Source organism: Streptomyces sp. NPDC058239 (assembly GCF_042882185.1).
Lineage (GTDB): Bacteria > Actinomycetota > Actinomycetes > Streptomycetales > Streptomycetaceae > Streptomyces.
Window position 1 is genome coordinate 74,205 of the sequence record NZ_JBHVWS010000019.1, and the last position, 25,818, is coordinate 100,022.

19 protein-coding genes are annotated in these 25,818 nt (G+C 69.9%); 10 read left to right on the plus strand and 9 right to left on the minus strand.

Annotated elements, in window-relative coordinates; translation table 11 throughout:
• Positions 1-4: 4 nt before the first annotated feature.
• From ACFVYE_RS21290 to ACFVYE_RS21300, 3 genes are all read left to right on the plus strand, one after another.
• The gene (locus ACFVYE_RS21290; protein ID WP_383973851.1) at positions 5-202 is read left to right on the plus strand and encodes an Arc family DNA-binding protein; all 198 of its coding nucleotides are present in this window, start codon (positions 5-7) and stop codon (positions 200-202) included.
• A complete protein-coding gene (locus ACFVYE_RS21295) occupies positions 202-570 on the plus strand; it encodes a type II toxin-antitoxin system death-on-curing family toxin (RefSeq protein ID WP_383973853.1) in 369 nt (122 codons plus the stop codon). Before ACFVYE_RS21290 ends, ACFVYE_RS21295 begins: the two co-directional genes overlap by 1 nt.
• Before the next feature lie 164 nt (positions 571-734).
• Entirely contained in the window at positions 735-2,516 is a 1,782-nt protein-coding gene (locus ACFVYE_RS21300) for a DEAD/DEAH box helicase (protein WP_383973855.1), read from the plus strand.
• An 87-nt stretch (positions 2,517-2,603) separates the two neighbouring features.
• Here the strand turns inward: ACFVYE_RS21300 and ACFVYE_RS21305 are convergent, their stop codons facing one another.
• From ACFVYE_RS21305 to ACFVYE_RS21330, 6 genes are all read right to left on the minus strand, one after another.
• Positions 2,604-4,505 (minus strand): DUF2264 domain-containing protein, encoded by a 1,902-nt coding sequence (locus ACFVYE_RS21305; RefSeq protein WP_389606861.1) that lies wholly within the window; start codon positions 4,503-4,505, stop codon positions 2,604-2,606.
• Positions 4,502-5,542 carry a hydroxyacid dehydrogenase gene (locus ACFVYE_RS21310; RefSeq protein WP_389606863.1) on the minus strand — a complete coding sequence of 347 codons (1,041 nt, stop codon included), beginning with the start codon at positions 5,540-5,542 and terminating at the stop codon, positions 4,502-4,504. The genes ACFVYE_RS21305 and ACFVYE_RS21310 overlap by 4 nt, the downstream gene beginning before the upstream one ends.
• 36 nt (positions 5,543-5,578) lie before the next feature.
• Positions 5,579-6,454: a carbohydrate ABC transporter permease gene (locus ACFVYE_RS21315; RefSeq protein WP_383964351.1), complete on the minus strand. Its 876-nt coding sequence runs from the start codon at positions 6,452-6,454 to the stop codon at positions 5,579-5,581.
• Positions 6,451-7,455, minus strand: a complete 1,005-nt coding sequence (locus tag ACFVYE_RS21320; protein ID WP_383964354.1) for a carbohydrate ABC transporter permease — start codon at positions 7,453-7,455, stop codon at positions 6,451-6,453. Before ACFVYE_RS21320 ends, ACFVYE_RS21315 begins: the two co-directional genes overlap by 4 nt.
• A gap of 48 nt (positions 7,456-7,503) precedes the next feature.
• A complete protein-coding gene (locus ACFVYE_RS21325) occupies positions 7,504-8,880 on the minus strand; it encodes an ABC transporter substrate-binding protein (RefSeq protein ID WP_389606866.1) in 1,377 nt (458 codons plus the stop codon).
• Between the two features lie 102 nt (positions 8,881-8,982).
• Entirely contained in the window at positions 8,983-10,167 is a 1,185-nt protein-coding gene (locus ACFVYE_RS21330) for a substrate-binding domain-containing protein (protein WP_389606868.1), read from the minus strand.
• A 428-nt stretch (positions 10,168-10,595) separates the two neighbouring features.
• Here ACFVYE_RS21330 and ACFVYE_RS21335 point away from each other — a divergent pair, with 428 nt between their 5' ends.
• The 3 genes from ACFVYE_RS21335 (at position 10,596) to ACFVYE_RS21345 (ending at position 14,503) form a co-directional block, all read left to right on the plus strand.
• Positions 10,596-12,548: a RiPP maturation radical SAM C-methyltransferase gene (locus tag ACFVYE_RS21335; protein ID WP_383964363.1), complete on the plus strand. Its 1,953-nt coding sequence runs from the start codon at positions 10,596-10,598 to the stop codon at positions 12,546-12,548.
• Positions 12,545-13,150: a DUF5825 family protein gene (locus ACFVYE_RS21340; protein ID WP_383964365.1), complete on the plus strand. Its 606-nt coding sequence runs from the start codon at positions 12,545-12,547 to the stop codon at positions 13,148-13,150. Before ACFVYE_RS21335 ends, ACFVYE_RS21340 begins: the two co-directional genes overlap by 4 nt.
• A gap of 102 nt (positions 13,151-13,252) precedes the next feature.
• A complete protein-coding gene (locus tag ACFVYE_RS21345) occupies positions 13,253-14,503 on the plus strand; it encodes an MFS transporter (protein ID WP_383964468.1) in 1,251 nt (416 codons plus the stop codon).
• Positions 14,504-14,526: 23 nt separating this feature from the next.
• On the opposite strand, the gene ACFVYE_RS21350 is transcribed toward ACFVYE_RS21345, so the two are convergent.
• Positions 14,527-17,484 carry an alpha-L-fucosidase gene (locus ACFVYE_RS21350; RefSeq protein WP_389606871.1) on the minus strand — a complete coding sequence of 986 codons (2,958 nt, stop codon included), beginning with the start codon at positions 17,482-17,484 and terminating at the stop codon, positions 14,527-14,529.
• A gap of 253 nt (positions 17,485-17,737) precedes the next feature.
• Here ACFVYE_RS21350 and ACFVYE_RS21355 point away from each other — a divergent pair, with 253 nt between their 5' ends.
• On the plus strand, positions 17,738-18,511 hold the full coding sequence (locus ACFVYE_RS21355) for a sulfite exporter TauE/SafE family protein (RefSeq protein WP_383964371.1): 774 nt from the start codon (positions 17,738-17,740) through the stop codon (positions 18,509-18,511).
• Positions 18,512-18,617: 106 nt separating this feature from the next.
• Here the strand turns inward: ACFVYE_RS21355 and ACFVYE_RS21360 are convergent, their stop codons facing one another.
• Both ACFVYE_RS21360 and ACFVYE_RS21365 read right to left on the minus strand, forming a co-directional pair.
• Positions 18,618-20,147: an amino acid permease gene (locus ACFVYE_RS21360; RefSeq protein WP_383964374.1), complete on the minus strand. Its 1,530-nt coding sequence runs from the start codon at positions 20,145-20,147 to the stop codon at positions 18,618-18,620.
• A gap of 92 nt (positions 20,148-20,239) precedes the next feature.
• Positions 20,240-21,247, minus strand: a complete 1,008-nt coding sequence (locus ACFVYE_RS21365; RefSeq protein ID WP_389606874.1) for a hypothetical protein — start codon at positions 21,245-21,247, stop codon at positions 20,240-20,242.
• A gap of 443 nt (positions 21,248-21,690) precedes the next feature.
• On the opposite strand from ACFVYE_RS21365, the gene ACFVYE_RS21370 reads away from it, so the two are divergent.
• Genes ACFVYE_RS21370 through ACFVYE_RS21380 form a run of 3 tightly spaced genes read left to right on the plus strand, consistent with a single transcriptional unit; the run spans position 21,691 to position 25,818 of the window.
• On the plus strand, positions 21,691-23,124 hold the full coding sequence (locus ACFVYE_RS21370; RefSeq protein WP_389606876.1) for an FGGY family carbohydrate kinase: 1,434 nt from the start codon (positions 21,691-21,693) through the stop codon (positions 23,122-23,124).
• Between the two features lie 19 nt (positions 23,125-23,143).
• Entirely contained in the window at positions 23,144-24,589 is a 1,446-nt protein-coding gene (locus ACFVYE_RS21375; protein WP_389606878.1) for an NAD(P)/FAD-dependent oxidoreductase, read from the plus strand.
• On the plus strand, positions 24,586-25,818 hold the full coding sequence (locus tag ACFVYE_RS21380) for an FAD-dependent oxidoreductase (RefSeq protein WP_389606880.1): 1,233 nt from the start codon (positions 24,586-24,588) through the stop codon (positions 25,816-25,818). The genes ACFVYE_RS21375 and ACFVYE_RS21380 overlap by 4 nt, the downstream gene beginning before the upstream one ends.

Genomic DNA, 25,818 nt, shown 5'->3' on the forward strand with positions numbered 1-25,818 from the left:
GTACATGGCCGGTCTGAATCTGCGGTTCACCGAAGAAGAGCTGGACGCACTGCGTGCGCGCGCCGAGTCGGAGGGGCGGAGCATGCAGTCGTTCGCCCACGACGCGGTGATCACCGCCATAAACGAACACTCGCGCCTCTTCGACGAGGCTGCGGACCACGTGCTGAAGGTGAGTGAGGAGCTCAACCGGAGGCTCGCCTGATGAAGTACCTGACACTTCCCGAGCTGCTCAACCTCGCCGAGCGCCTCGGTGCTGCCGAGGTGCGCGACTACGGGCTGCTCGATTCGGCACTCGCCCGCCCGCAGGCGAGCGTGTTCGGCCAGGACGCCTATCCGGACGTGTGGCAGAAGGCCGCGGCGCTCATGGAGTCCCTGGCGCGCAATCATGCGCTCGTCGACGGAAACCAGCGCATCGCCTGGTATGCCACCTGGGTCTTCCTGCACATCAACGGGCATCGCCTGAGCGCGGACTTCGATGTCGACGAGGCCGAGAAGTTCGTGCTGGACGTGCGCCAGGGGGCTCTTGACATGCCCAGGATCGCGGAACGGCTCCCCGGGTTCGCCGCGTAACGCTGTTCTGTGAAGAGGGTCTCAGCGGCGCCGAACCACCGCTCGTTCATACGGGGTTCCGGCCGGGCCCCCGGTAAGGTGGCCCGGTTGTCGTATCGCGTACGAGTCCGTCCCGGCCCGTACGGACAGCGCCCCACGTACCCGAGAGACCCGAACCGGAGACCGTGACTACTACCGCCTCCCACCACCTCTCACCCGCCTTCCCCGGCCGCGCCCCCTGGGGCACGGCCGGCAAGCTGCGAGCCTGGCAGCAGGGCGCCATGGAGAAGTACATCCAGGAGCAGCCGCGCGACTTCCTCGCGGTCGCCACCCCCGGCGCGGGTAAGACCACCTTCGCGCTGACCCTCGCGTCATGGCTGCTGCACCACCACGTGGTGCAGCAGGTCACCGTCGTCGCGCCGACCGAGCACCTGAAGAAGCAGTGGGCCGAGGCCGCGGCCCGGATAGGGATCAAGCTCGACCCCGAGTACAGCGCGGGCCCCGTGAGCAAGGAGTACCACGGGGTCGCGGTCACCTACGCGGGTGTCGGCGTCCGGCCGATGCTGCACCGCAACCGGTGCGAGCAGCGCAAGACCCTCGTGATCCTCGACGAGATCCACCACGCCGGTGACTCGAAGTCCTGGGGTGAGGCCTGCCAGGAGGCGTTCGACCCGGCCACCCGGCGGCTCGCGCTCACCGGTACGCCGTTCCGGTCCGACACCAACCCGATCCCCTTCGTCGCGTACGAGGAGGGGAACGACGGCATCCGGCGCTCCTCGGCCGACTACACCTACGGCTACGGCAACGCGCTCGCCGACGGCGTCGTCCGGCCCGTGATCTTCCTCAGCTACAGCGGCAACATGCGCTGGCGCACCAAGGCCGGTGACGAGATCGCCGCCCGGCTCGGCGAGCCGATGACCAAGGACGCCATCGGGCAGGCCTGGCGTACCGCCCTGTCGCCCACCGGGGACTGGATCCCCAATGTGCTGAGCGCCGCCGACAAGCGGCTGACCGAGGTGCGCAAGGGCATTCCGGATGCGGGTGGGCTCGTCATCGCCACCGATCAGGAGTCGGCGCGCGAGTACGCCAAGATCCTCAAGAGGGTCACGGGCGAGAAGGCCACCGTGGTCCTCTCCGACGAGAAGGCCGCGTCGAAGAAGATCGACAAGTTCAGCGAGGACGAATCGCGCTGGATGGTCGCGGTCCGCATGGTGTCCGAGGGCGTCGACGTGCCGCGCCTCGCCGTGGGCGTGTACGCCACCACCATCTCCACGCCGCTCTTCTTCGCGCAGGCCGTCGGCCGTTTTGTGCGCTCGCGCAGGCGCGGCGAGACCGCTTCCGTCTTCGTGCCGACCATTCCGATGCTCCTCGACTTCGCCAACGAGATGGAGGTCGAACGGGACCACGTCCTCGACAAGCCCAAGAAGGGCAGCGAGGAGGAGAACCCGTTCTCGGAGGAGGACAAGCTCCTCGCCGACGCGGAACGCCTGGAGGACGAGGAGACCGAGGAGCAGCTGCCCTTCGAGGCCCTCGAATCCGACGCGGTCTTCGACCGGGTGCTGTACGACGGTGCCGAATTCGGCATGCAGGCACACCCCGGGAGCGAGGAGGAGCAGGACTACCTGGGGATTCCGGGGCTCCTGGAACCCGACCAGGTGCAGCTGCTGCTCCAGAAGCGTCAGACCCGGCAGATCGCGCACAGCCGCCAGAAGCCGGCCGGGGAGGCCGACCTGCTGGAGAAGCCGGCCGAGGCCCGGCCGGTGGTCACCCACAAGCAGCTGCTGGGGCTGCGCAAGCAGCTCAACACGATGGTGTCGGCGTACACGCACCAGAGCGGAAAGCCCCACGGGGTGATCCACACCGAGCTGCGCCGGGTGTGCGGCGGGCCGCCGAGTGCGGAGGCCACGGCCGGGCAGATCCAGCAGCGGATCCAGAAGGTGCAGGAGTGGGCCACCCGGATGCGGTGAGCCTGACCCGACAGGCCCCGGTGCGGCGGGGCGGGCCCCGGGGGGGGGGCGGGGGGGCGCCCCCCCCGCCCCCCCCAACCCCGGTGCTCACCCGTGCGTGACCGTCAGCGGCTCGAAGCCGATACGTGTCGTCGCCGCATCCTGCGCCCAGCAGACCTCCACCGTGTCCCCGTCCATATTCACCCCGCTCACCACCGCATCGAGCGGCGCCGCGTCGGGCTCCGCGGTCAGCGAGGCGAGCGCCACCAGCACCGTCGTGCCCTCAGCAGCCGCGGACAGCCGGGGCACCACCGCCCAGCGCGTGTACGCCGTGCCCTGCGGGGCCCGTATCCCGTCCCGCGTCTCCCAGCCGTGCAGACCGTGCAGCGCGGAGGTCACCGCGTCGTCGCGGCCGGTCGCCCAGCCCGTCTGCTCCACCCGGGCCCCTGCCGGTGCGCCGAGCACGCGGTGCACCCGCAGCTCGTACCGGCCGCGGACCACGGTGACGCTCTCGACCCGCATCCCCGGCACCATCGGCGCACCGGACGTGAACACGGGGCGGTGCCAGGAGGCGGCCCAGCCCCAGCCGTCGCCCCCACCGGCGCCCAGCGGACGGATGGCACGGCGACCGCTGCGCGCCCCGGCGACGACCACGGCCAGGTGGTTGTCCGCCACGTTCGCCTTCGACGTGGGGCCGGTCACCGTGGAGTACGACTGACGGCTGTACAGCGGATCGTCCTGCACACCCGACTCGCCCTCGTGCGGGCGCACATGGTCGCTGCCGTGGTTGTGCAGCCGTACGATCCCGTCAGCCCGGGTGGACTGGACAAGCAGTCCGGGTGCGGGCAGTGCGAGCACCCGGTCGGGGCCCTCGCTCGGCGCGGGCTCCTCGGTCGCGGTCCACAGCGGATGACCGTCCGGGGCGAGCAGCGAGACGAAGGCCTTGGACGCCCAGTACGGCGAGGCGGGGGCCGAGTAGTTCTGCAGCGTCGCCTCGTGAGGGCCGTGCCAGCCCAGGCTCAGCAGCCCGTCCGTACCGGTCGCGCCCCGGTCCAGGAAGTAGCGCAGCGACCCGTTGATGACCCGTCGCGAGGCGCCGGGGGTGAGCGGGGTGTGCCCGGTGACGGCGCCGAGCGCGACCGACGAAGCCGCCGCGAAACGGTACGTCAGCGAACGGCCGAAGTGGATGGGCGCACCGTCACCGCCGAACAGCAGCGAGAAGCCCTCCAGGTGTCCGCGCAGCCGGTCGCCGTAGTGCGCGGACAGCTCGGCGTCGCCCGACAGATGCGCGTCCAGTACGGGGTAGAGGTGCAGCGCCCAGCCGTTGTAGTGGTCGAACGCGCGGCCGTCGCCGTCCGAGTACCAGCCCTGCCCGCGGTACCAGCCCTCCAGCAGGTCCAGGGCACGCTCCTTCGCGCGGGCCGTCTCCGCGTCGCCACGGCCCACGGAGTCGAGGAACGCCGCCACGGAGTAGGGGAACAGGTACCAGTTGTTGGGAGCGGGGGTGTGCCGCAGCGCGCCGCGCAGCCACTGTTCGGCACGGTCCTGCACCCCGGACTCCAGCCGGTCCCAGAGCCACGGCCGGGTCAGCCGCAGACCGATGGCGACCGACGCGGACTCGACCATCGGCTGGCCGAAGACGGTGTGGTCGCGGATCAGCGGCCAGGACTCGGCATCGTCCCGTCCGGGGGTACGGGTACCCGCGGTGAGCCCGTCGGCGTACCGGTCGAGCCAGCCGTGCGGGTCCTTGCCGTCTGCGCCCGCGACCCGGAAGGCGGCGGCGAGGAACGTACGCGCGTATCCCTCCAGACCGTCGGAGCGCACCCCGGATGCGGACGGCCGGCCCGGCAGGTCCAGCAGCGCGCCGCCCGGAGTGGCCCACTGCCAGGCGGCCTTGAGCAGTCCGTCCGCCGCTGCCTCCCAGTGCGCACGGGTGTAGCCGGTGTGCGGGCTCAATGCCCGGTCGTCGGCGGGGAGTTCGAGGGGAGAGTCCAGTTGGGGTGCGGTCATGCGAGGAATGTCAGCCTTTCGCGTCGTACGGGGTGGGCGAATCCGTCGCCCGCGGCCCAGCGGCCGGCCTCGCCGACCGCCAGATCGACCAGTCGCCGCCACTCGTTGCCCTGCGAGCCTGCGAGGTGCGGTGTGATGGTCACGTTCTCGCACTCCCAGAGGGGGTGTGCGGCGGGCAGGGTGTCGGGCTCCGTGACGTCGAGGATCGCCCGGATCCGGTCCTGCCGGAGTACGTCGACGAGCGCGTCCTGGTCGACGACGGCGCCCCGCGAGGTGTTGATGAGCACGCAGTCGGGGCGCATCGAGGTGAGCAGTTCACGGCTGACGAGCCCGCGGGTGGCCGGCAGCAGCGGGGTGTGGACGCTCACCACGTCGCCGAGTGCGAACAGTTCACCGAGGCCGACGGGCCGGACGCCGAGAGCGGCGGCCTCCGCCTCGGAGACGTACGGATCGTGGAGCAGCACCGGCAGGTCGTACGGCCGCAGCAGCTCGATGACGCGTCGGCCGATCAGCGAGGCGGACAGAATGCCGACGGTGCGGCCGTAGTTCCCGACCTCCGTCGAGGTGGCGAGCCAGTTGTCGCGGCGGCGTTCCGTCCGGTAGTCGCGGGCCCGTTCCAGGACCCGTTTGCCGGAGAGCAGGATCATCGCGACGGTGTACTCCGCCACCGGCAGGGCGTTGGCGGCGGCCGCCGACGACACCTCGATGCCGCGTTCCCAGCAGGCTTCGGTGATGTGTCCGCGGATGGTGCCCGCGGTGTGGACGACGGCGCGCAGATGCGGCGCCGCGTCCAGGGCCGCCCCGTCGAGCGGCGGACAGCCCCAGCCGGTGACCAGGATCTCCACGCCGGCCAGTACGGCGCGGGCCCGCTCGGTGGTGAAGTCGTCGAGAACGGGCAGGGGAGCGAGGTCGCACACCTCGCCGAGTGCGGCCAGGGACCGTGCGTCGAGGAGGGCGGCCGCGGCGTCCGGCTTCATGGCGACGGCGGCGCGTGGCCGATTCCGGGTGGCAGGGGAGGTGTGGGCAGTGCTGGGCATCTTTCTCCTGGTACGGGGTGGGGGGTGGTGGCGCGGCTACTTGACGGCGCCCGCGGTGAGCCCCGACTTCCAGAACCGCTGGAGCAGGGCGAAGGCGAGGACCAGCGGCAGGACCGCGAGCAGCGAGCCCATGATCACGGCGGGGTAGTACTCGGGGGACACGGTGGCGGAACTGTTCCAGGTGTAGAGACCGAGACTGACCGGATACAGGTGCTCGTCGGAGAGCATCACCATGGGCAGGAAGAAGTTGTTCCAGATGGCGGTGAGCTGGAAGAGGAAGACGGTGACCAGGCCCGGCCCCAGCATCCGCAGGGAGACCCGGAAGTACGTGGTCAGCTCGCCGGCACCGTCCACCCGTGCCGCCTCCAGCACCTCGTCGGGAACGTATCCCTGACTGAATATCCGGCCGAGATAGACACCGAACGGGTTGAAGAGCACGGGGATGAAGACGGACCAGAAGGTGTTGACCAGGCCGGTGCGGGACGCCATCAGATACAGCGGCAGCGCGAGCACGGTCTGCGGCACCATCACCGCCGCCAGCACCAGGCCGAACAGCTTCTCCTTGTGCGCGAAACGGTACTTGTCGAAGGCGTACCCGCAGGCGATGCTCACCAGCGCGCCGAGTGCGGCGCCGAGGACCGCGTACAGCAGGCTGTTGCCGTACCACCGCCCGTACAGTCCGCCGTCCATCGCGAACAGGTCCTTGAGATTCTGCGCGAAGGAGAAGTGGTCCAGCGACAGCACATTGCTGCCGAACAGGGCGTCGCGGTCCTTGGAGGCGGCGAGCACCAGCCACAGCGCGGGCAGGAGTGTGTACAGCACCGAGATGCCGACGACGAGATTGACGACGGAGCGGCCGAGGAGCCGGGGCCGCAGGGTGGCGGCGGTGCGGGTGGTGCTCGTCGCGCTCATCGGGCGTCCTCCTCGGGGGTGTTTGTGCGGTTGGTCCAGCGGGTGACGCCGTAGGAGAGGGCGATCGTGCAGATGAGCAGGACGACCGAGGCGGCCGCGGCGATGCCGTAGTTGTTGCGGGTGAACGCCGCGTCGTAGATGTACATGCTGGGCGAGAACCGCGAATTGATCATCGGTGTGGCCTGGCTGAGCAGCATCGGCTCGGTGAACAGCTGCAGGGCGAAGATCAGGGTGAACATCGCGACCATCACGATCGACGAACGCACCAGAGGGGTCTTGACCTGGAGTGCGGTACGGACCGGTCCGGCGCCGTCGACCACCGATGCCTCGATGACCTCGCGCGGCACTGCCTGCAGGGCGGCGTAGAAGACGACCATGTTGTAGCCGAGGTTGCTCCACAGGGCGATGTTCACGATCGACGGAACGACGGTGTGCACCCCGAGGAAGTCGATGGTGATGTCGGCCTTGGCGAACAGGTCGATCACCGGGCTCAGCCCCGGCGTGTACAGGTACAGCCAGATGACGGCGGCGATGATGCCCGGCACCGCGTGCGGCAGGAACAGTCCGAGCTGGGCCCAGGACCGCAGCCGTACCACCCCGGAGTCCAGCAGGAGCGCCAGCGCGAGCGCGCCGATCACCATCAGCGGGATGTAGATCAGGCAGTACAGGGCGACGGTGCCGAGCCCGCTGAGGAACGTCGGGTCGGTCAGCACGGAGGTGTAGCTGCGCAGTCCGACGAAGACCGTGCGCTCCGGCCCGAAGCCGAGCCCGGGCTGGTCGTCGCTGAAGAAGCTGAGCCATACGGCCGTCCCGACAGGGATCAGGAAGACCGTCACAAGGAGCACGAAGAACGGGGTCATCAGGGCGCTGCACGCGCCGAGTTCACGGCGCCTGGCAGACCTGCGGGTGGAGCTCGCCGGCACCGCGGCCGACGGATTCCGCGACGGGCGCGCGGTAGGGCTCAAGGAAGTGGAAGCGGGCGTGGTGAGGGGGCTGGTCATGGGTGTCACCTGCCTCTCTGCTGCTGGGAAGGGGGACGGGGGCTCGGGTCAGCTGCTGTGCTCGGTGGTGGCGAGGCCCAGTGCCTTGAGGTCCGGCATGGTGCCCCGCTGGGTCGCGCGCACGACGTCGATCAGTGAGCCCTGGCCGCCGCCCACCCGGGCGAAGCCGTCCTGCATCACCTTCTGGGAGGCGGTCATCCGGGGTCCCCAGGTCCAGCCGTCCCTGATCTTGTGCGCCTCCTGCTCGAAGAAGGTGTAGATGTCCTGGCCGCTGTAGTAACTGCGGTCGAAGGCCTTGCGGCCCACGGCGACGAGGCCCGGGGCGGCCGGATACTGGCTGCTGGTGCCGCTGGAGAGCCGGGCACGCAGCGCGTCGGGGTGGGACACCTGCCACTCGATGAACTCCAGGGCGGCCTCGGGGTGCTTGCTGTGGGAGGTGACCGCGAAGGTGGACCCGCCGTGGGTGCCGAGCGCGGAATCGGACTCCTTCCACTGGGGCAGGGGTGCGATGGCCCACTTGCCCTTCTGCCCCGGCCGGGCGTTCATCTGCGCCCCGGCGTCCCAGGCCCCGCTGAGCCGGACGAGGATCTGACCGTTGGTGACCTGGGCGTCGTACTGGCGGCTGTCGACCGCGTTCATGAAGACCAGATCCTGGTCGATGAGCCGCTGCCAGTACGCAGCGACGCGGCGGCTGGGCTCGTCGGCGAGCGACACGTTCCAGGCGCCCGCCCGGGTGTCGTACCACTGGGCGCCGGCCTGCCAGGCGAACGCGGCGAACTGCGCGGCGCCGTCCGTGGCGAAGGTCGCCAGCCTGCGGCCGGGGGCCTTGCGGTGCACGGTGCGGGCCACGTCCTCGAACTCGCCCCAGGTGCGCGGGATTTCGAGCCCGTACTGCTTGAAGAGGTCGGTGCGGTAGTGCATCACCATCGGTTCGACGTCCAGCGGAACGCTGAAGACGCGCTTCTCGAAGGTGGTCAGGCCGAGTGCCTGCGGCAGCAGCTTGGCGCGCAGGCTGTCGCTGACCATGTCGGTGATCTCACGGGCGACACCGTCGATGGCGAAGCCGGGCACCTGGGGGTACTCGATCGTCGCGACGTCCGGCGCGTTGCCCGCCCGTGCGGCGTTGCTGAGCTTCGCGTAACCGCCCTGACCGCCTGTGGGGATCTGCTGGAAGTCGACCTGGACGGTGTCGTGGGTGCGATTGAACGCGTCCACGACTTCCTGGCTGCCGCGCAGAGCGGACCAGAAGGTGATGTGCGTGGCCTGCTTCTTGTTCTTGCCGGCTGAACCGACTGTGCTGCTGGTGTTGCTCGTGCTGCCCGATCCTGATGTTCCGCCGCTGCCGCTGCAGGCGCTGAGCGCGCCTGTCAGAGGCAGGGCGGCGATCGTGGCGAGCACGGATCGACGACCTTGTCGACCGGGCATGTGCGCCTCCCGCGGCTCCTGATTCGGGTCACGGGGAATCCTGATCGGCTGATCGGTAGTGGTCAATAGATCGCTCAGAAGAAAATTAAAGCGGTCAAACGCTCACTCGGTGGGAGGGGTGAGTGCCTGTGCGGATCCACGCACCTTGAGCGTGGGCAGCAGCTCCGTCCGGCGTACCGGGCCGCTCGCGCCGAGGGCCCCGGACAGCCGGTGGAGCAGCAGTTCGGCGGCGGCCCGACCGATCTCCGCCTTCGGCGGTGCCACCGCCGTCAGGGGGGTGCTGCCGAGGGCCGCGACCACATCGTCGTACGCCACCACCGAGCAGTCCCGCGGCACCTCGACACCGCTCTCCGCCAGCCGCTGCACCAGCATCAACGCGTCCACATCGCCGTGCAGCACCGCCGCCGTGGCGCCCCGCTCCCGCAGCAGCGCGGCCAGGTCGACAGCGGTGCGGCCGTCGGTCGCGAGGGCGGGCGGGGCGGCGGCTTCCACAGCGGCTGCGTCTCCCGCGGCAGGTGAGTCGGGGCCGGGGCCGGGCACCGCCTCCGGGGAACTCAGCACCACCGACCAGTCCTCCACCTCCGGACGGCCCGCGGCGATTTCGGCGAACGCGGCACGGATACTGCGCGCCGTCGGACTGTCGTCGCGGGCCGCCAGCACGATACGGCGATGCCCGAGCGACACCAGGTGCTCCACCGCGAGATACGTCCCGTACCAGTGATCGGAACAGACGGAGTCCAGGGCGTGCAGCACGCTGCCCGGCCGGGGCCGCCGTTCCATCAGCACGGTCGGCACCCCCAGATCCGCGAGCCAGCCGTAGTCCAGCTCCTCCGAGCGCGCATTGCGCCAGCGCGGCGCGATCAGCAACCCGCGCGCCCCGTCCGCCAGTGCCCGCTCCACCAGCGGACGTTCGGCGCCGGCCGACTGAGGTGCGATGTGCAGGGCGATCCGCATCCCGGACTCCTCCAGGACGGTCCGGGCGCCGTGCAGGGTCTCGTACAGGTAGGAATGCCGCTCCGGGACGACCAGCGCGACCGCCCCGCCGTCCGCGCCCGGCCCCTCGCTCCTCGGCGCCGGGACCGCGGTGGGCGGCTGCGCCTCCCGCACCGGCCGGGCCACTCCGTGCCCGCGCCGCAGCCGCCCGGCCCGTGTCAGCTCCTCGACGTCCCGCCGGATCGTGACCACCGAGACATCCAGCTCGGCCGCGAGCACGCTGACCTTGACCGCGCCGCGCGACTCCACCACCGACAGGATTCGCTGCCGCCTGAGTTCAACCGGCTCCCGCATGCTGTTGGCCCCCTCGCCGTACCGCTGCGCGTTGTTCGTTTGAACGCTTCCTGTGAGCGCTTGGGTCGCAGCATAGCGATCACCCCTCCGCTGTCCACGCGCGTGGACTGTCCCGTACGCCCCACCGCCCCCAGGAGGCACTCTTGCGGGCCTTGCACAACGGCACCTAACGTCAACGAACTTGAGATCGACAGTGGAAGGGAGGGGCATATGGAGATCAAGAAAGTAGTGGTTCGCGAGGAAGAGGCGAAGAACCGCGAACGGCAGACGATCGAGAAACGCCCGACGCGCTGATCCGGCACATTCCGGAGCAATCGGCACGCAGTGCAATCGGCGTCCGACGCAGCCGGTGCACAGGGGCCGGACATCACATACAAGGGCGGGCGTGGGGCGCGTCCCGGCGTCCGCCCCGTGCCATGGGAGGCGCAGTGCGAATTCATCTGGTGACCATGCCGTGGCAGCCGCTCGAACTCCCCTCGCTCCAAGTGGGACTGCTGCACTCACTGCTGCGCCGCACCCGCCCGGACGACGAGGTGCGCGAGTTCCACGGCTCCTTGCGCTGGGCGGAATTCCTGCTGGAACGCTCGCAGGGAACGCTGCGACCCGGCGATCACGTCGCGGTGGGGAGCGAATCGATCTTCGACGGCCTCGGGGACTGGGTATTCTCCGGAGTCCTGTACAAGGATCCCGAATGGGGTGTCGCGCGGCTGAAGGACTACGCCTCGCGGCGCGGGATCGATATCGGCACGGCGACCGCGATGCGTACCCATGCGGCCGAATTCATCGACGAGAGCGCGAGCGCCGTGCTCGCCGGCCTTCCCGATGTCGTGGGGTTCACCTCCACATTCATGCAGAACGTCTCCTCGCTGGCGCTCGCCGCAGAACTCAAACGACGTCGCCCCGGGCTGACCGTCGTATTCGGCGGCAGCAATTGCGACGGCCCAATGGGACATGCCCTGCACCGCAATCATCGATTCGTCGATCACGTGGTGCGGGGTGAGGGGGAGTATGCCTTCCCCGCCCTTCTCGCCCATATCGACGCGGGCACCGCACCGGCCGATGTGCCCGGACTCTGCTGGTGGGACGGGCAGGAGTCGCGGGCCAACGAGGAGTCCCGTCGCACGGTGGTGCCCGGCGACATCCCCTCACCCGACTACGACCTCTGGCAGGAGGCCCTCGACGCCTCCCCGCTCGCGGAGTACGTCCATCCGAAACTGGTGGTGGAGGGCGCCCGCGGCTGCTGGTGGGGCGAGAAGCACCACTGCACCTTCTGCGGACTCAACGGATCGGCGATGGCCTTCCGTGCCAAGCCCGGCGGACACCTGTGGAACGAGGTCGACCGCCTCGTGCGACGCCACCGCATCCTGGACATCGTCACCGTCGACAACATCATCGACATGGCGTACTTCAAGGACTTCCTCCCGCTTGCCGCCGTCAGCGGCTGGGACCTGCGCATGCACTACGAGGTCAAGTCCAACCTCACGCCCGAGCAGCTGGAACTGCTGAGCCGGGCAGGCTCGGTCCACATCCAGCCGGGTATCGAATCCCTCAGCAACAAGGCCCTCGACCTCATGGACAAGGGTGTCAGCGGGGCCCGTAACATCCGTACGCTCCGCGAGTGCGAGAACCACTCGCTCACCTGCTCCTGGAACTATCTCTACGGGTTCCCGGGGGAGAGCGCCGAGGACTACGCCTCGGCCATCGACCAGATGCCCGCACTCGTCCACCTCCAGCCGCCCGGCGGCGCCCACCGCATCCAACTGGAGCGATTCAGCCCCAACTTCGCCAACCCGGCGCTCGGCTTCCAGCAACGGCGGCCTGCCGAAATGTACCGCCATGTCTACGATCTGCCGCAGGAAGAACTGACCGATCTCGTCTATCTCTTCGACACCCCGCCCGCCGGCATCGGCGGCGAGACCGAAGAGCGCCTGAAGACCGCAGCCCGCGCCTGGTACACCGGATACCCCACCTCGACCCTGGTCCTGGAACAGCCCGGCGGCCCGGACGGCGAAGACGTGCTCCTCGTCCACGACCGACGGCACGGCTGGCCGCGCCGCACCCACCGGCTGACCGGCTGGCGGGCCGCCGGTCTGCGCCATCTGGAGGCGGGCCGCACCCGGTCCGCACTGCACCGGCTGCTCACCGCCGACGGAAACCCGCCGTCCGTCGAGGCGCTCGGCGAATGGCTCGACCACGCGGTCTCCCTGGGACTCCTCTACGACGACGGACGGTCGTACGTGGCGCTGCCCACCTGGCACGTTCCGGTCCGCTCGGTCGAGCGCGCCCAGGAGCCGGACGCCCATACGGTCGAGCGCGCCACGGCGCCGGAGGTCCGGTCGGTCGAGAGCACCCCGTTCCCGGGAGAGAGGGTCGCCGGATGAGCACCCTGCCCGCACCCCCGACCCGTACCGCTCCCTCCCTGCCGACTGAGCATGTGCCGCACCGGATCGACGGACGGCTGGTGACGGTCGGCGAACCGCTGCGGCTGGGCGCGGGCGGCCAACGGGCGGCGGCCGCAGTCCAGTTCCTGCGCGAGTGCCAGAGTCACGATCTCGTCGTGCACTGGACTTCGGCGACCGACGACCCCCTGTTCACCGGCTCCACGAACGAGGTGTCCGCGACAGCCGGCCTGCTGCGCCACCTCCCCGCCCCCGGCCTGCTGCCCGGCGAGCCGCCGGAACTGGCCGCCTGGCGGGACCGCCATGCCTATGGACAGCTCTACCACCGGCGCGGGCCGGACTTCGTGACGGTCATGGACCGCAGGGAGCCATCGGCCGCAGCCCGCTTCACGATCGAAGACCCCGATCTGCTGGCCACCTTCCTGACCGTCCTGGACGCCACCCCCGTGGCCGGCCTGAGCGCGATCGGCCGGGAAGCGGTGGACCTGCTGGCGGCGGAACGCCTCGCATGGGTGACGGACGGCTGGGTGGTGGCCCTGCCACCGCGCATCCGCCGGTGGCCCGTTCCCTGCACAGACATCTGAACGATGGAACCGCCGCCAGACCACCCTTCCTCTCCTTCTACCGCTTCTACCGCTTCTGCCGGTGCCGGGAGCGGCCACCCCGCGCACCGCGGACACTCCCTGCTGCGCCACCGCCCGTTCGCGCTGCTCTGCGGAGAACAGACCGCCAGCTCGGTGGGGCGCCAGGTCACCACTCTGGCGCTCGCGCTGCTCGCCGTGACCCGGCTGGACGCGGGCCCGTTCGGCGCGTCCGCTCTGATGGCGCTGAGCTATCTCCCCGGAGCGCTTCTCAGCCCGTTCGCCGGTGTGCTGGCCGACCGGGCACGTCTGCGCGGCCTGACCGTGCTCCTCACCGTCCTGCAGGTGCTCGTCGTCGGCTCCGTACCCCTGGCGGACTTCTTCGGCCGGCTCAGCCTGCTCCAGCTGTACGCGGTGGCCACCGCGTCCGGCGCGCTGACCTCCATGCTCGCGGTCGCCCTGCAGGCGGCCCTGCCCCGGGTCGTGCATCCCGAGCAGCTGCTGTCCGCCAACTCCGCACTGACCGGGGCCCGCACCACCGGGCAGATCGGCGGACCGGCGCTGGGCGGAGTGCTGGTGGGACTGGCCGGGGCCTCCACGGCGCTGCTGGCCGGCTGCGTGGCGTACGGCATCGAGGCGCTGCTGCTCCTCGCCCTCCCCGCCACGCTGAACACCCCGGCCGAGCGCAGCCGCCCCGAGGCGGGCTCCCGCACGGCCGCGCTGCGCGCCGGACTGGCCGTGGTGCGTGGGGAGAGGCTGCTGCGCCGGCAGGTGCTCGCGGGGGCCGGATTCAATCTCGGCAGCGGAGCCGTGGACGCGCTCTTCGTGCTCTACGCCACCCGCGAGCTCGCCCTTCCCGCCTGGCAGTTGGGGACGGTGTACGCCGCGTTCAGCGTCGCGACCGTCCTCGGGGTGCTGCTGGCCGGCCGGTTCGCCGCCACCATCGGGCTGGCCCCGGCGACCAGGATCTGCGCGGTGGTGGCGGCCCTCGCCATCTTCCTGGTGCCGGCCGCCTCCCTGGGATTCGGCTTCCCGGCGCTGCTCTCGTACCAGTTCCTCTTCGGTCTTTCGGCCACGGTCTGGGCCATCTCCATGACCACCACCCAACAACTGATCACCCCGCCCGAGCTCCAGGGCCGGGTTGCCGGGGTTCTCCAGGCCGCACTCATCGGTACGGTGCCGATCGGCGCACTCGGCGGTGGCGCGCTCGCCTCCTGGCTGGGCAGCATCCCGGTGCTCACAGGCGGGGCGGCGGTGGCGCTCCTGGCCGCCGCCTGCCTCTGGCTCCCGGACCGGACGCCCGGCGTGCGGCACGGGGCCGGCATACGTCAGGGGCCGCTGGAGAACGGCCCCTGACGCCACTGCCACGCCGACGACGGCTACGGCCGTCCCAGCGACACCCGGTCGAGGTCGGGTGCGGACGCCTCGTCGTTGTAGATCCTGACAGTGTTGCCGCCCGCATCGAGTGTCACCGGAACGGACGTCGTCTCGGGAGTGCTGTTCCCGATTCCGCTCACCGCCGCCTCGACCGGTGCACCGCCGTTGACACTCACGAGGAACGAACGGTCCCCGTTCACCGTGTAGTCGAGGAAGAGTGTGTACGGTCCCGCGCTGTCCACGGTGACGTCCTCGAACGTGACGCCGGCGGTGGCGCTTCCGCCGATGTTGCGCACCTTCTCACCGCCGGAGCAGGGCGAACAGCCGGTGAGTCCCGCACTGCCGAGCGCGTTCCTGGAGTCCTCGGCCTCGCGCATGAACACCCGGTCCGCCGGGCGCGGCCGGACGCCGACGCTCTGCGACACCTCGTGCGGTGTGCCGAGCGTCAGGAAGCGCGCGGTGACCGGCACGGTGGTCGAGGTGACATCCGCTCCGGGCGGCGAGGTGAGTGTCCAGCTCGCCTCCAGCGTCTGCCCCAGCCGCAGCGACGTCGCCGCTGCCGGGCCGCCCTCGACCGACCAGCCCGTGGGCACCTTCGGGGCGAGCTCGACACCGTCGAGCGCGTCGTCGGCGTCGAGCCTCAGCTTCGCCGTCACCTCGACGGACTGCTGCCCGGGGCCGACCCATTGCAGCCCGTGCGGCTCGACCGTCATCGTCGTCCTGGGCACGTACGACGCCGGCGGCAGGGGGCCGACCGCGATCCGGTCGAGGCCGGGCCCCTTGGGTGCCTTGCTGAACACCTGGACCGTGTTGGCTCCGGCGCGCAGGGGTACGGAGAGAGCCGTGGATCCCGGTACATCCGGATTGCCCGCGGCCACCGGTACCCCGATCGCCGTCCCACCGTTGATCCGTACCGAAAGGGAGGCTGTCGACCCTGCCGTGTGGTCGAGCTGGAGCCGGTAGTCACCGGATTCGGCGACCGTGACACCGGGGAACGTGACGGAGTTACGGGCTCCGCCGCCGAACCCGACGAGCCGGGAGGAGCCCGAGCAGGCCCCGCACGCGGACGCCCGTACGCCACCGTGCCGGTCGTTGCGCCGCGACTCGGCCTCCAGCGGCATTCGGGCCGAGCCCGACACCGGTGATCCGTATGCCACCTTGATCTCGTCGATCCTGAGCCTGCCGAGGAAGTCCGGGGCCTGCGGACCGGCCCAGGTGTTCAGCACATCCAGCTTGAGATAGCGGGCCCTCTGGTCTCCGATGTCGATGAACTGCACGCCACGGGCGCTCGGCAGAGCGCCGGAACGGACGGTCCTCCAGTTCTTGCCGTCGTCGCTCGCGAAGACCCTGAAGTCCTTGATACGCGCGGAGTCCTCCGGCCTGCCGAACGTCGAGCGTGCGTGGGTCGGTGACCACTCACGCTGATTCACCGCAAGAGACGTCGCCTTCCGGCGGCCCCCGAGATCGATCGTCACGGACACGGGAAGCCGTGCGTCGCTGTCCCAGTAGTTCTGGAAGTCCCCGTCGACGAGGTCTGCGGCCGGGTGTCCGGCGAGCGAGGACGAGGCGGTGGCCCGCAGGGACTTCTGCGGATAGTAGGACTCCTGCCGGCCGGACGTGGCGACCTTGAACACCGTGTCGTACGGATCCCAGTCGTGGATGCCGAGGATCGTCAGATAGCCGCCGGACTGGCTGAAGTCCATGGCCCTGCCGGTCCGTACATCGGTCACCTCCACGGCCCGGTAGCCGTTGTCGCGCAGCCGTACCAGGTCGGTCCGGGGCCGGGTCACCACGTGCACGTACTGGGTTTCGGCACCGGGACGGACGGTGATGACGCCATGCGCTCCGTCGTTCCAGAAGCCGGGCTGCATGCCGCCGTACATGTAACCGCCGCCCTCGGTGCCCAGCAGCGACGACCGGATCGGCGCGGTCCATCGGGCCATGAAGTCGTTGTACTTCTGCTGGCTCGGCGGGAAGGTGCCGTTCACCATCGCCGTCTCGGCCATCAGCGACTTCATGGACGATCCCGCGTTGGTGATGTAGCGGCCGGTGCTGAGCCGGAAGTCCACCGGGTGGTCCTGGCCGTCGTACCACCAGTCGCCGCTGGTCGGCAGCTTGTAGTCACCCTCGGAGATGCGCGGCATCGGCGTGAACGCGGCCGACGGATAGTCGTACGACGGCGTCATCCCGGTCTTCTGCTCATTGCTGACCGTGTCCATGATCGGCGTGTCCTCGTTGTTGTTGGTCAACAGCCAGGACGGCCGCTTCGCCCGAATCTGCTCGTAGAGCTGGTTCTTCTCCCAGTACTCGTTGTCGTTGTCGATCCAGAACCCGGCCAGGTCCGGGTAGTTGTCCATCACCTCGAAGAACTGGTCGTAGCTGAACCGGCCGAAGCCCTCCCGCGTCGTCAGATCGACCTTCTCGCCCTTGTACGCGGAGTAGGCGTCCGAGTCGAGCGTCTGCACACCCGGCACCTCGTTGTGCCACTGCGGGTCGTCGGTCATGTACAGCATGATCCTGATGCCCTTCGCCTTGCCCGCCCTCACCAGCTCGCCGAGGAAGTCCCGCTCCGTGGAGCAGCTTCCCGGGATCTTCGAGGGCCAGGGGCGTGCGTATCCGAGCCTGCTGTGGAAGGTCGCCAGGACGATGTACGAGGCGCCGAGCTTGCGTGCCTCGTCGACCCAGTAGTCGGGCGTCCAGCCGCCGTCGGTGACGTCGCGCTCCCACGCCTTGCAGTCGACATGGCGGGGCGCGGTGAACATGCCCCAGTGCAGGAACAGGCCGGCCGTGGAGTCCCGCATCCACTGCTGCCGCGGATGTTCGACCTCGGCGGTGGCAGCGGGTGCGCCGATGAGGCCCGTCGTCACCGCGAGGGCCACGGCGACGCAGAAGAGTCGCCATCTCGCCCAGACGGATGGTGTGTGTGGAGGCCGGGTGCGGTTCTGCGGTCCGAATGCCATGGCCGTCGCTCTCTCGCTGGGGGCCGGTGTGGTCGGGGGCGATGGGACTGCCTACCGAGACATCCGATGCTTGCAATGCCGCCTATCGCGGTCAAGGCTTCAGGCGGGCAACTGGTCAGTAAATATTGGGTGTTTGAAGGTGGCTCGCCCTGTTGTCATGCCAACTCATCCGATGATTTGGTGAAAAGGTGGCCGCTTGAAGGCGGGCTCGACGCAGGCTCGGAAACACGTGGGCTTACCATCTGTTCCTGGCATGGACACTCTCACACTCTGGCAACTGGCCGCGCTCGCCGCGGCATCCGCACTCGTCGGCTTCTCGAAGTCGGCCGTCAGCGGCGCCAATACGATCAGTCTGGCAGTCTTCGCGGCCGTACTCCCGGCCCGCGAGTCCACCGGAGTACTGCTCCCGATCCTCATCGCAGGCGATGTACTCGCCGTTCTCATCTACCGGCGGCACGCCCACTGGCCGACTCTGCTGCGGCTCTTCCCCGCCGTCGCCGTCGGCGTGGTGGCGGGAACGGCCTTCATGATGTGGGCCGACGACGCGGCCGTGCGGACATCGATCGGCGCGATCCTGCTGTTCATGGCAGGTGTCACCATCTGGCGGCGGAGGCCCGCGGTCACGGGCCGGGAGGCCACGGAGGAGTCCGGCACACCACCGGTGCGGGGCGGCGGCAGGTTCAAGGCCCGCTCGTACGGGGTGCTCGGCGGCTTCACCACCATGGTCGCCAATGCGGGCGGCCCCGTCATGTCGCTCTATCTGCTCTCCGCCGGCTTCCGGAAGCTCGGCTTCCTGGGGACGTCGGCGTGGTTCTTCCTCATCGTCAACACGTCCAAGGTGCCGTTCAGCGTGGGCCTGGGCCTCATCGACGCACAGTCACTGCTGCTGGATGCCTGCATGCTGCTGTTCGTCCTGCCCGGCGCCTACATCGGCCGCAAGTGCGTGGACCGCATCAACCAGAAGCTCTTCGAGCAGCTGGTGATCGGCGCGACCGTCCTCGGCGGACTCCAACTGCTCCTGCGCTGACCGCACACAGCGATCCGTACCGCCACCGCACACGCGCCTCGGCCCTCCCCGGCAGCTGCTCGCTGCGACCGGGGAGGGCTGGGAACAAGGCGTGGACGGGGCGGGGTCAGACGATGCCTTCCTCGATCTCCGCCTGCTCACGAGCGTTCCCGTACGCCGAAGGCGTGCTGTACGAACGGCGCGCGACGAACCACCACACGGTGGCCAGGACCAGCACCGCGACCAGCGCGATCGACGCGTAGTTCATCGAGTCGACCGTCACCGGGGACGACTGCGGGAGCAGGAACAGCACAGTCACGATGGCGACCCACACCACGGCGATCCAGCCGATCGGCTTGCTCCAGCGGCCCAGGTGCCAGGGACCGCGTTCGAACCGGTCGCCGGAGCGCAGCTTCAGGAAGATCGGGATCGCATAGGCGGGCGTGATGCCGATGACATTGATCGCGGTCACCGCACCGTAGGCGGTGGCGGAGTACAGCGACGGCAACGCGAGCACTCCGGCGATGACGACCGACAGCCACACCGCGTTGACGGGTGTCTGGGTGCGCGAGCTCACCTTGTGCCACAGCGCCGAGCCCGGCAGTGCGTTGTCACGGCTGAACGCGAACACCATCCGGCTGGCGGCGGCGACCTCGGCGTTGCCGCAGAACAACTGCGCCGCGATCACGATCAGGAGCATGGCCGTGGCCCCGGAGGTGCCCAGGGCATCGATGAGGATCTGCGCCGGAGGAACCCCGGTTGCGCTCTCCTGGGTGCCCGCGTAGTCCTGGATCGCGAAGGTCAGCCCGGCGAGCAGTACGAAACCGGCGACCCAGGAGACCCAGATCGCGCGGACGATGCCCTTGGCGGCCGTCACCGAGGCGTTCGACGTCTCCTCCGACAGGTGCGCGGAGGCGTCGTAACCGCAGAAGGTGTATTGCGCGAGGAGCAGGCCGATCGCCGCCACGTACAACGGGTTGTGCCAGCCCGTGTCATTGACGAACTCGGTGAAGACGAACGACGGCGACTGGTGGTGCGAGGGCACGATGGCCAGCACGGCGACGATCACCGCGACACCGGCGAGATGCCACCACACACTGATGGAGTTGAGCACACTGACGAGGCGGACACCGAAGAGATTCAGCACGGCATGCAGCAGCAGAATGCAGACAAAAATGATCATGGTCTTGCCCGGCGTGGGGGTGAATCCCCACTGCAGATTCATCAGCGCACCGGTGAACAGCGCGGCGCCGTAGTCGATACCCGCGATCGCACCGAGCAGCCCGAGAAGATTCAGCCAGCCGGTGTACCAGCCCCACTTGCGGCCGCCGAGCCGGTCGGCCATGTAGTACAGCGCGCCCGAGGTCGGGTAGGCGCTGGTCACCTCGGCGAGTGCCATGCCGACGCAGAGCACGAACAGGCCGACTCCGGCCCAGCCCCAGAGCATCACCGCCGGGCCACCGGTCGACATGCCGAAGCCGTACAGGGTCATGCAGCCGGACAGGATCGAGATGACGGAGAAGCTGATGGCGAAGTTGCCGAAGCCGCCCATGCGGCGGGCGAGCACCGGCTGATAGCCGAGTTCACGCAGCCGCTGCTCCTCGTCCATGGGTGGGGTGGTCTCCGCACCCGACTGGGTCGGGGTGGATATGGACATGGGAAAGACCTCCATGAGCGGGATGGGGAAGGGACGGAAGGGGATCGGTTCGAGACGGGGAGGGAGGCCGCGCGGCGTCACGGCGCCATGGCTCAGCCGTGCGGCCCCCGTCCGGGGTCGCGGGACGAGGCGAGACAGCGGCTCCGGGCCCGCAGGAAAACTTCCTCGGCGGCTCCCGGGGCCTTGGGATCACGGGTGCGGTACACCCAGGGAACCGAGGTGAAATAGGCGCCGAGCTCCTGGAACACCGGTGCGGCGTCGGCGAATTGGAGTGCTCCCCACAGGGCGTGGGCCAGATGGTTCAGGTCGAGCAGGGAGTGGGAGATCGGGGCCGTACGACGGAACCAGAGCTCCAGGGCCCGGGCCGCGTCGCGCTCGGCGTCCTCGGTGACCCAGTGGAGATCCAGGGCCTTCTCGTGGCCGTGCTCACGGCGATAGCGCTCGACCCGCACATACAGCGGCAGCACATGCAGTGCGGAGCCGTCGGGGGCGGAAGAGGCCGCCCACTGCACGAAGTTGACCGCTTCCGAGAGGGTTCCGCCGGCCTTTCGCGCGTACACGAACTGGAGCATCCGGTGATAGGCCTCGCGGTTGCACGGATCGCGCTTGTCGGCCTCCGCCAGCAGCCCCCACGGGCCGGGGAAGAGCATCGGCCCCGGCGGATGCAGCCGGTGCTCCTCCAACTGCTGCCGCTCGTCGAGCTGGGACAGGGCCAGCAGGCAGACCCATGGCACCGGGTCCGCGGGTGAGGTGTGCGCGGCAGCGCGGCAGGCTCCCCACGCTTCCTGCCACAGCTCCTGTGCGCGGGGATGGCCTTCGCGGTGGGCCCGCACGGCCCGTTCCACGACGACCCGTGCGTGCATCACGGCAGCGGCGACACTTCGGGGCTCCTCGGCCAGCCAGGCCTGCACCGCGTCAGAACCGGCGGCAACCGCCCCAAGTACCTGTGTGCGCTGGGTCCATAAGGTCCAGTCGGGCGTGCTCTCCAGCAGGTTCCGCATGGACAACCAGCGTCCGGTGCGCAAATCCTGTAACGCGACACGCAATTCGTTGTCATGGCCGGCCGGGTGATAGACCGGCCGGAAATCACTGTTGGCCATGGACTCGCCCTGCCCCCGTTCGACGGGACGGCACGCGACGGATGGGGGATCTCCTCAGCACGTCACGCAACCCGGCGGTGGCACGGAACCCGTGCGGAGGTGGAAGGCCCGGGAGTCGAGATGTCGGTGATCGGGGCGGAGTGTCGGTGTCATCAATCCTCAAGGACGTGGGGGGTTAAGCAGCTGTTGAAAAATGAACTGCTCGAAAGCGTCCGGTTGTTGCTCGGCGGTGAGTGTAAGGCCATTTGTTCCGAACTCCGGACCGATTCGTGGATCTTACTCAAGTCGTCTTATTCGTATGGACGTTGACCGGCATCCGGTCGTTCCGGGTGTGAGTCCGGGCAGCCCTTGACGTACGCGGTGGTCTGCACCACTCTGGGCGTCGAGGATCAATGATCACGATTCCGTTCAAGCCGCAGAGCTTCCGCACAGCTGGAGTGTCGATGACAGGCCCGGTACTCGCCGTGGACCAGGGCACATCGGGAACCAAGGCTCTGGTGATCTGCCCCGAGCGCGGCGTGATCGGTTCCGGTTCGGTGCCGGTGAGGCCGCGTCACGGCACCGGAGGAGCGGTCGAGGCCGACCCGGCCGAACTGCTGGACTCGGTCGTCGACGCCGGGCGACGGGCGCTGCACGAAGCGGGTGAGCCGGTGGCGGCCGTCGGCCTCGCCAACCAGGGCGAGACGGTGCTCGCCTGGGATCCGGACACGGGGCGGCCGCTGACCGACGCGATCGTCTGGCAGGACCGTCGCTCCGTCCGGCTGTGCGCCGAACTCGCGTCGCACGAAGATGAGTTGAAGCAACTCACCGGACTTCCGCTCGATCCGTACTTCGCCGCACCCAAGATGGCCTGGATCCGCCGTGAGCTGACCCGCGAAGGCGTCGTCACCACCAGCGACTCCTGGCTCGTCCATCAGCTGACCGGGGCATTCGTCACGGACGCGGCGACCGCAGGACGCACCCAACTGCTCGACCTCGACCGGGTCGGCTGGTCGCCCGCGGCCCTGGACATCTTCGGCCTCGGCGACGAACGCCTCCCGGCCGTCGTCGACTCCGACGGGACCGTCGGAACCACTACCGCCTTCGGTGGTGAACTCCCGTTGACCGGACTCCTCGTCGACCAGCAGGCCGCCCTGCTCGCCCAGAACGCCCTGGACCCGGGCAACGCCAAGTGCACCTACGGAACCGGTGCGTTCCTGCTCGCCCAGACCGGGCCCGCCCCGCGCCGCGGCTCCACCGGACTGGTCAGCTGTGTCGCCTGGCGGCTCGGCGGCCGTACGAGCTACTGCCTCGACGGACAGGTCTACACCGCCGCGTCCGCCGTCAGCTGGCTCAGCGACCTGGGGGTGATCTCCGGCGCGGCCGACCTCGACCCGGTCGGTGCCACTGTCCCGGACTCCGCCGGCGTCACGTTCGTACCGGCGCTCGCCGGACTCGCCGCCCCGTGGTGGCGCGGCGATCTGCGCGGATCGGTGACCGGCCTCGGACTCGACACCACCGCGGGCCACCTGGTGCGCGCCCTGTGCGAGGGCATCGCCGCGCAGGTCGTCGAACTCACCGAAGCGGTCACGACCGACCTGGGCTCCCCGCTGACCTCGCTCCGCGTCGACGGTGGCCTGACCCGCTCCGCACTGCTCATGCAGACCCAGGCCGACCTGCTGCAACGACCTGTCGAGGTGTCCGCGCTGCCCGATGTCACCGCACTGGGCGTCGGAGCCGTAGCCCGCCTCGGCCTCGACCCCCGGCTCCCGCTCCGGCAGGCCGTACCCGAATGGAAGCCCGCCGCCGTGTACGAGCCCCGGATCGGCGCCGACGAGGCGGCCGAACGCCTTGCCGGATTCCGCGCGGCTGTGCAGACCCTGCTGGAACATGCCTGATGCGTACGAGAGTCACGCGATGAACTGCACGATCACCACGACCGGAGACCTGACGGCCGACCTGCCCGGCGACTCGGCGGACGAGCTGCCGGGCACGCCGGTCTACGACGTGACCGTCGTCGGCGCAGGCGTCGTCGGCGCCGCCATCGCCCGCGAACTGGCCCGCTACCGGCTGCGCACCGCCCTCGTCGACGCCTCGGACGACATCGGCAACGGCACATCGAAGGCCAACACCGCCATCCTGCACACCGGTTTCGATGCCGTACCCGGTTCGCTGGAAGCCCGGCTCGTACGCGAGGGCCGGCACAGACTCCGCGCCTACGCCGCCGAGACAGGCATCCCCGTCGAACGCGTCGGCGCCCTCCTCGTCGCCTGGGACGAGGAGCAACTGGCCGCACTTCCCGCCCTGTTGGCGAAGGCCGAACGCAATGACTATCACGCGGCACGCCTCCTGGACGCCGACGAACTGCGGGCCCGCGAACCCCATCTGGGGCCCGGCGCCCTCGGCGCACTCGAAATCCCCGACGAAAGCATCATCTGCCCCTGGACGACCCCGCTCGCCTACGCCACCCAGGCCGTGCGGGCCGGAGTCCATCTGCACCTCAACTGCCGGGTCCAGCACATCGGCAGCGGCGACGACGTCCACACCCTCACCACCACCCGCGGGACACTGCGCACCCGTCATCTGATCAACGCCGCCGGACTGTACGCCGACGAGGTCGACCGGGAACTCGGCCACGACGTCTTCACCGTCACCCCGCGCCGCGGTCAGCTCATCGTTTTCGACAAGCTCGCCCGCGATCTCGTCAGCCACATCCTGCTTCCCGTACCCAGCGCCGCCGGCAAGGGCGTCCTGGTCGCACCGACCGTCTTCGGCAATGTGCTGCTCGGCCCCACAGCCGAGGAACTCGACGACAAGACCGCCACCGGATCGACCGCGGAAGGCATCGCCCTGCTGCGAGAGAAGGGCCGTCGCATCCTGCCTCCACTGCTCGACGAGGAAGTCACGGCCGTCTACGCCGGACTGCGCGCCGCCACGGGTCAGGAGGACTACCGCATCCAGGACTACCCGGAGCGGCGCTACATCGCCGTCGGCGGCATCCGCTCCACCGGACTCACCGCCTCGATGGCCATCGCCGCGCACGTCTGCGAACTGCTCGGCGGCTCGGGCCTCGACCTCGGTACGCCGTCCGAACTGCCGCTCGTCGCCATGCCCAACCTCGGCGAGGCATTCCCCCGTCCGTACGAGAACGACGAACTGATCACCGAGGACCCGGCCTACGGCACGCTTGTCTGCCACTGCGAACGGGTCTCCGCAGGCGAGATCAGGGACGCCCTTTCCGGCACGATCCCGCCGCTCACCCGGGACGGCCTGCGCCGCAGAACCAGGGCCGGCAACGGGCGCTGCCAGGGGTTCTACTGCGGGGCCGCGGTCCGCGCGCTGATCGAGGAGGCCCGGCCATGACCCGGTGCGAGCGGAGCGTCGACGTTCTGGTCGTCGGGGGCGGTCCGGCCGGTCTCGGCGCCGCGGCCGAACTCGCCGCATCGGGTGCGGGCCGGGTCGAGGTCCTGGAGCGCGAACAGATCGCGGGCGGCATCCCGCGCCACTGTCTCCACGGCGGCTTCGGCGGCCGCTTCATCGGGGGAGGAGCGACCGGACCGGTGTACGCCCGGCAATGCGTCGCGGCGGCCGAACGGGCCGGAGCCACCCTGCGTACCGGGGTCACCGTCACCGGCTGGGCCGGACCACTGACCGTCGACACCACCGCACCGACCGGACTCGAACGCATCACGGCCCGTGCAGTCGTCCTCGCCACCGGCGCCCGCGAACGCCCCCGCAGCGCCCGCCTGGTCCCCGGCACCCGCCCGTCCGGCGTCTACACCACCGGTGAACTCCAGCAGGCCGTCCATCTCCACCGGCAGCGGATCGGCACCCGCGCGGTCGTCATCGGCGACGAACCCGTAAGCCGTGCCGCGGCCGACACCCTGCGCGTCGCCGGACTGGATGTCGTCGCCCTGGTCACCGACCAGCCGCCCTCCCGCGTCACGGCCCTGACCCGGCCCCGGGACCGCACCCCGCTCCTCACCCGCGCCACCGTCACCGCACTGACGGGCCGGGAGCGGCTCACCGGAGTGGCGCTGCGGCATCACGACGGCCGGACCACGACCCTGCGCTGTGACACCGTCGTCTTCACCGGCGACTGGATCCCCGACCACGAACTGGCCCGGCGCGGCGCGGTCACCCTGGACCCCGGCACCCGCGGCCCCGCGTACGACGCCTCGTACCGCACGACCGAGACCGGAGTCTTCGCCGTCGGCAATCTGCTGCACGGTGTGGAGAGCGCCGGCATCGCGGCCGCCGAGGGACGGGCCGTCGCCGCACCCGTACTGCGTCACCTGGCGGCGGATGCCTGGCCCGTGGACCGGCCCTCCATTGCGGTCGATTCCCCGCTGCAGTGGATCGCGCCGAACCTCATCGCTCCCGGGGGCGACACCCCGCTCCGTGGCCGCTTCACCCTGCGCACCGGCCGGAGGCTTTCCTCACCGCTGCTCGTCGTCCGCCAGGACGGCCGTGTCCTCCACCGGCAGCGACTGCTGCTGCCCGCCGCACCGGGCCGTCCGTTCCATCTGCGCGCCGACTGGCTCGACCGGGTCGATCCGCACGGGGCGACCGTGCGGATCGCGGCGCGCTGA

Bases quoted from the DNA above. Each gene is read 5' to 3' on its own strand.
- ACFVYE_RS21290 (WP_383973851.1), top strand. From the start codon at position 5: ATGGCCGGTCTGAATCTGCGGTTCACCGAAGAAGAGCTGGACGCACTG.
- ACFVYE_RS21295 (WP_383973853.1), top strand. From the start codon at position 202: ATGAAGTACCTGACACTTCCCGAGCTGCTCAACCTCGCCGAGCGCCTC.
- ACFVYE_RS21305 (WP_389606861.1), bottom strand. From the start codon at position 4,505: ATGACCGCACCCCAACTGGACTCTCCCCTCGAACTCCCCGCCGACGAC.
- ACFVYE_RS21310 (WP_389606863.1), bottom strand. From the start codon at position 5,542: ATGCCCAGCACTGCCCACACCTCCCCTGCCACCCGGAATCGGCCACGC.
- ACFVYE_RS21315 (WP_383964351.1), bottom strand. From the start codon at position 6,454: ATGAGCGCGACGAGCACCACCCGCACCGCCGCCACCCTGCGGCCCCGG.
- ACFVYE_RS21320 (WP_383964354.1), bottom strand. From the start codon at position 7,455: ATGACCAGCCCCCTCACCACGCCCGCTTCCACTTCCTTGAGCCCTACC.
- ACFVYE_RS21325 (WP_389606866.1), bottom strand. From the start codon at position 8,880: ATGCCCGGTCGACAAGGTCGTCGATCCGTGCTCGCCACGATCGCCGCC.
- ACFVYE_RS21330 (WP_389606868.1), bottom strand. From the start codon at position 10,167: ATGCGGGAGCCGGTTGAACTCAGGCGGCAGCGAATCCTGTCGGTGGTG.
- ACFVYE_RS21340 (WP_383964365.1), top strand. From the start codon at position 12,545: ATGAGCACCCTGCCCGCACCCCCGACCCGTACCGCTCCCTCCCTGCCG.
- ACFVYE_RS21350 (WP_389606871.1), bottom strand. From the start codon at position 17,484: ATGGCATTCGGACCGCAGAACCGCACCCGGCCTCCACACACACCATCC.
- ACFVYE_RS21355 (WP_383964371.1), top strand. From the start codon at position 17,738: ATGGACACTCTCACACTCTGGCAACTGGCCGCGCTCGCCGCGGCATCC.
- ACFVYE_RS21360 (WP_383964374.1), bottom strand. From the start codon at position 20,147: ATGTCCATATCCACCCCGACCCAGTCGGGTGCGGAGACCACCCCACCC.
- ACFVYE_RS21365 (WP_389606874.1), bottom strand. From the start codon at position 21,247: ATGGCCAACAGTGATTTCCGGCCGGTCTATCACCCGGCCGGCCATGAC.
- ACFVYE_RS21370 (WP_389606876.1), top strand. From the start codon at position 21,691: ATGACAGGCCCGGTACTCGCCGTGGACCAGGGCACATCGGGAACCAAG.
- ACFVYE_RS21375 (WP_389606878.1), top strand. From the start codon at position 23,144: ATGAACTGCACGATCACCACGACCGGAGACCTGACGGCCGACCTGCCC.
- ACFVYE_RS21380 (WP_389606880.1), top strand. From the start codon at position 24,586: ATGACCCGGTGCGAGCGGAGCGTCGACGTTCTGGTCGTCGGGGGCGGT.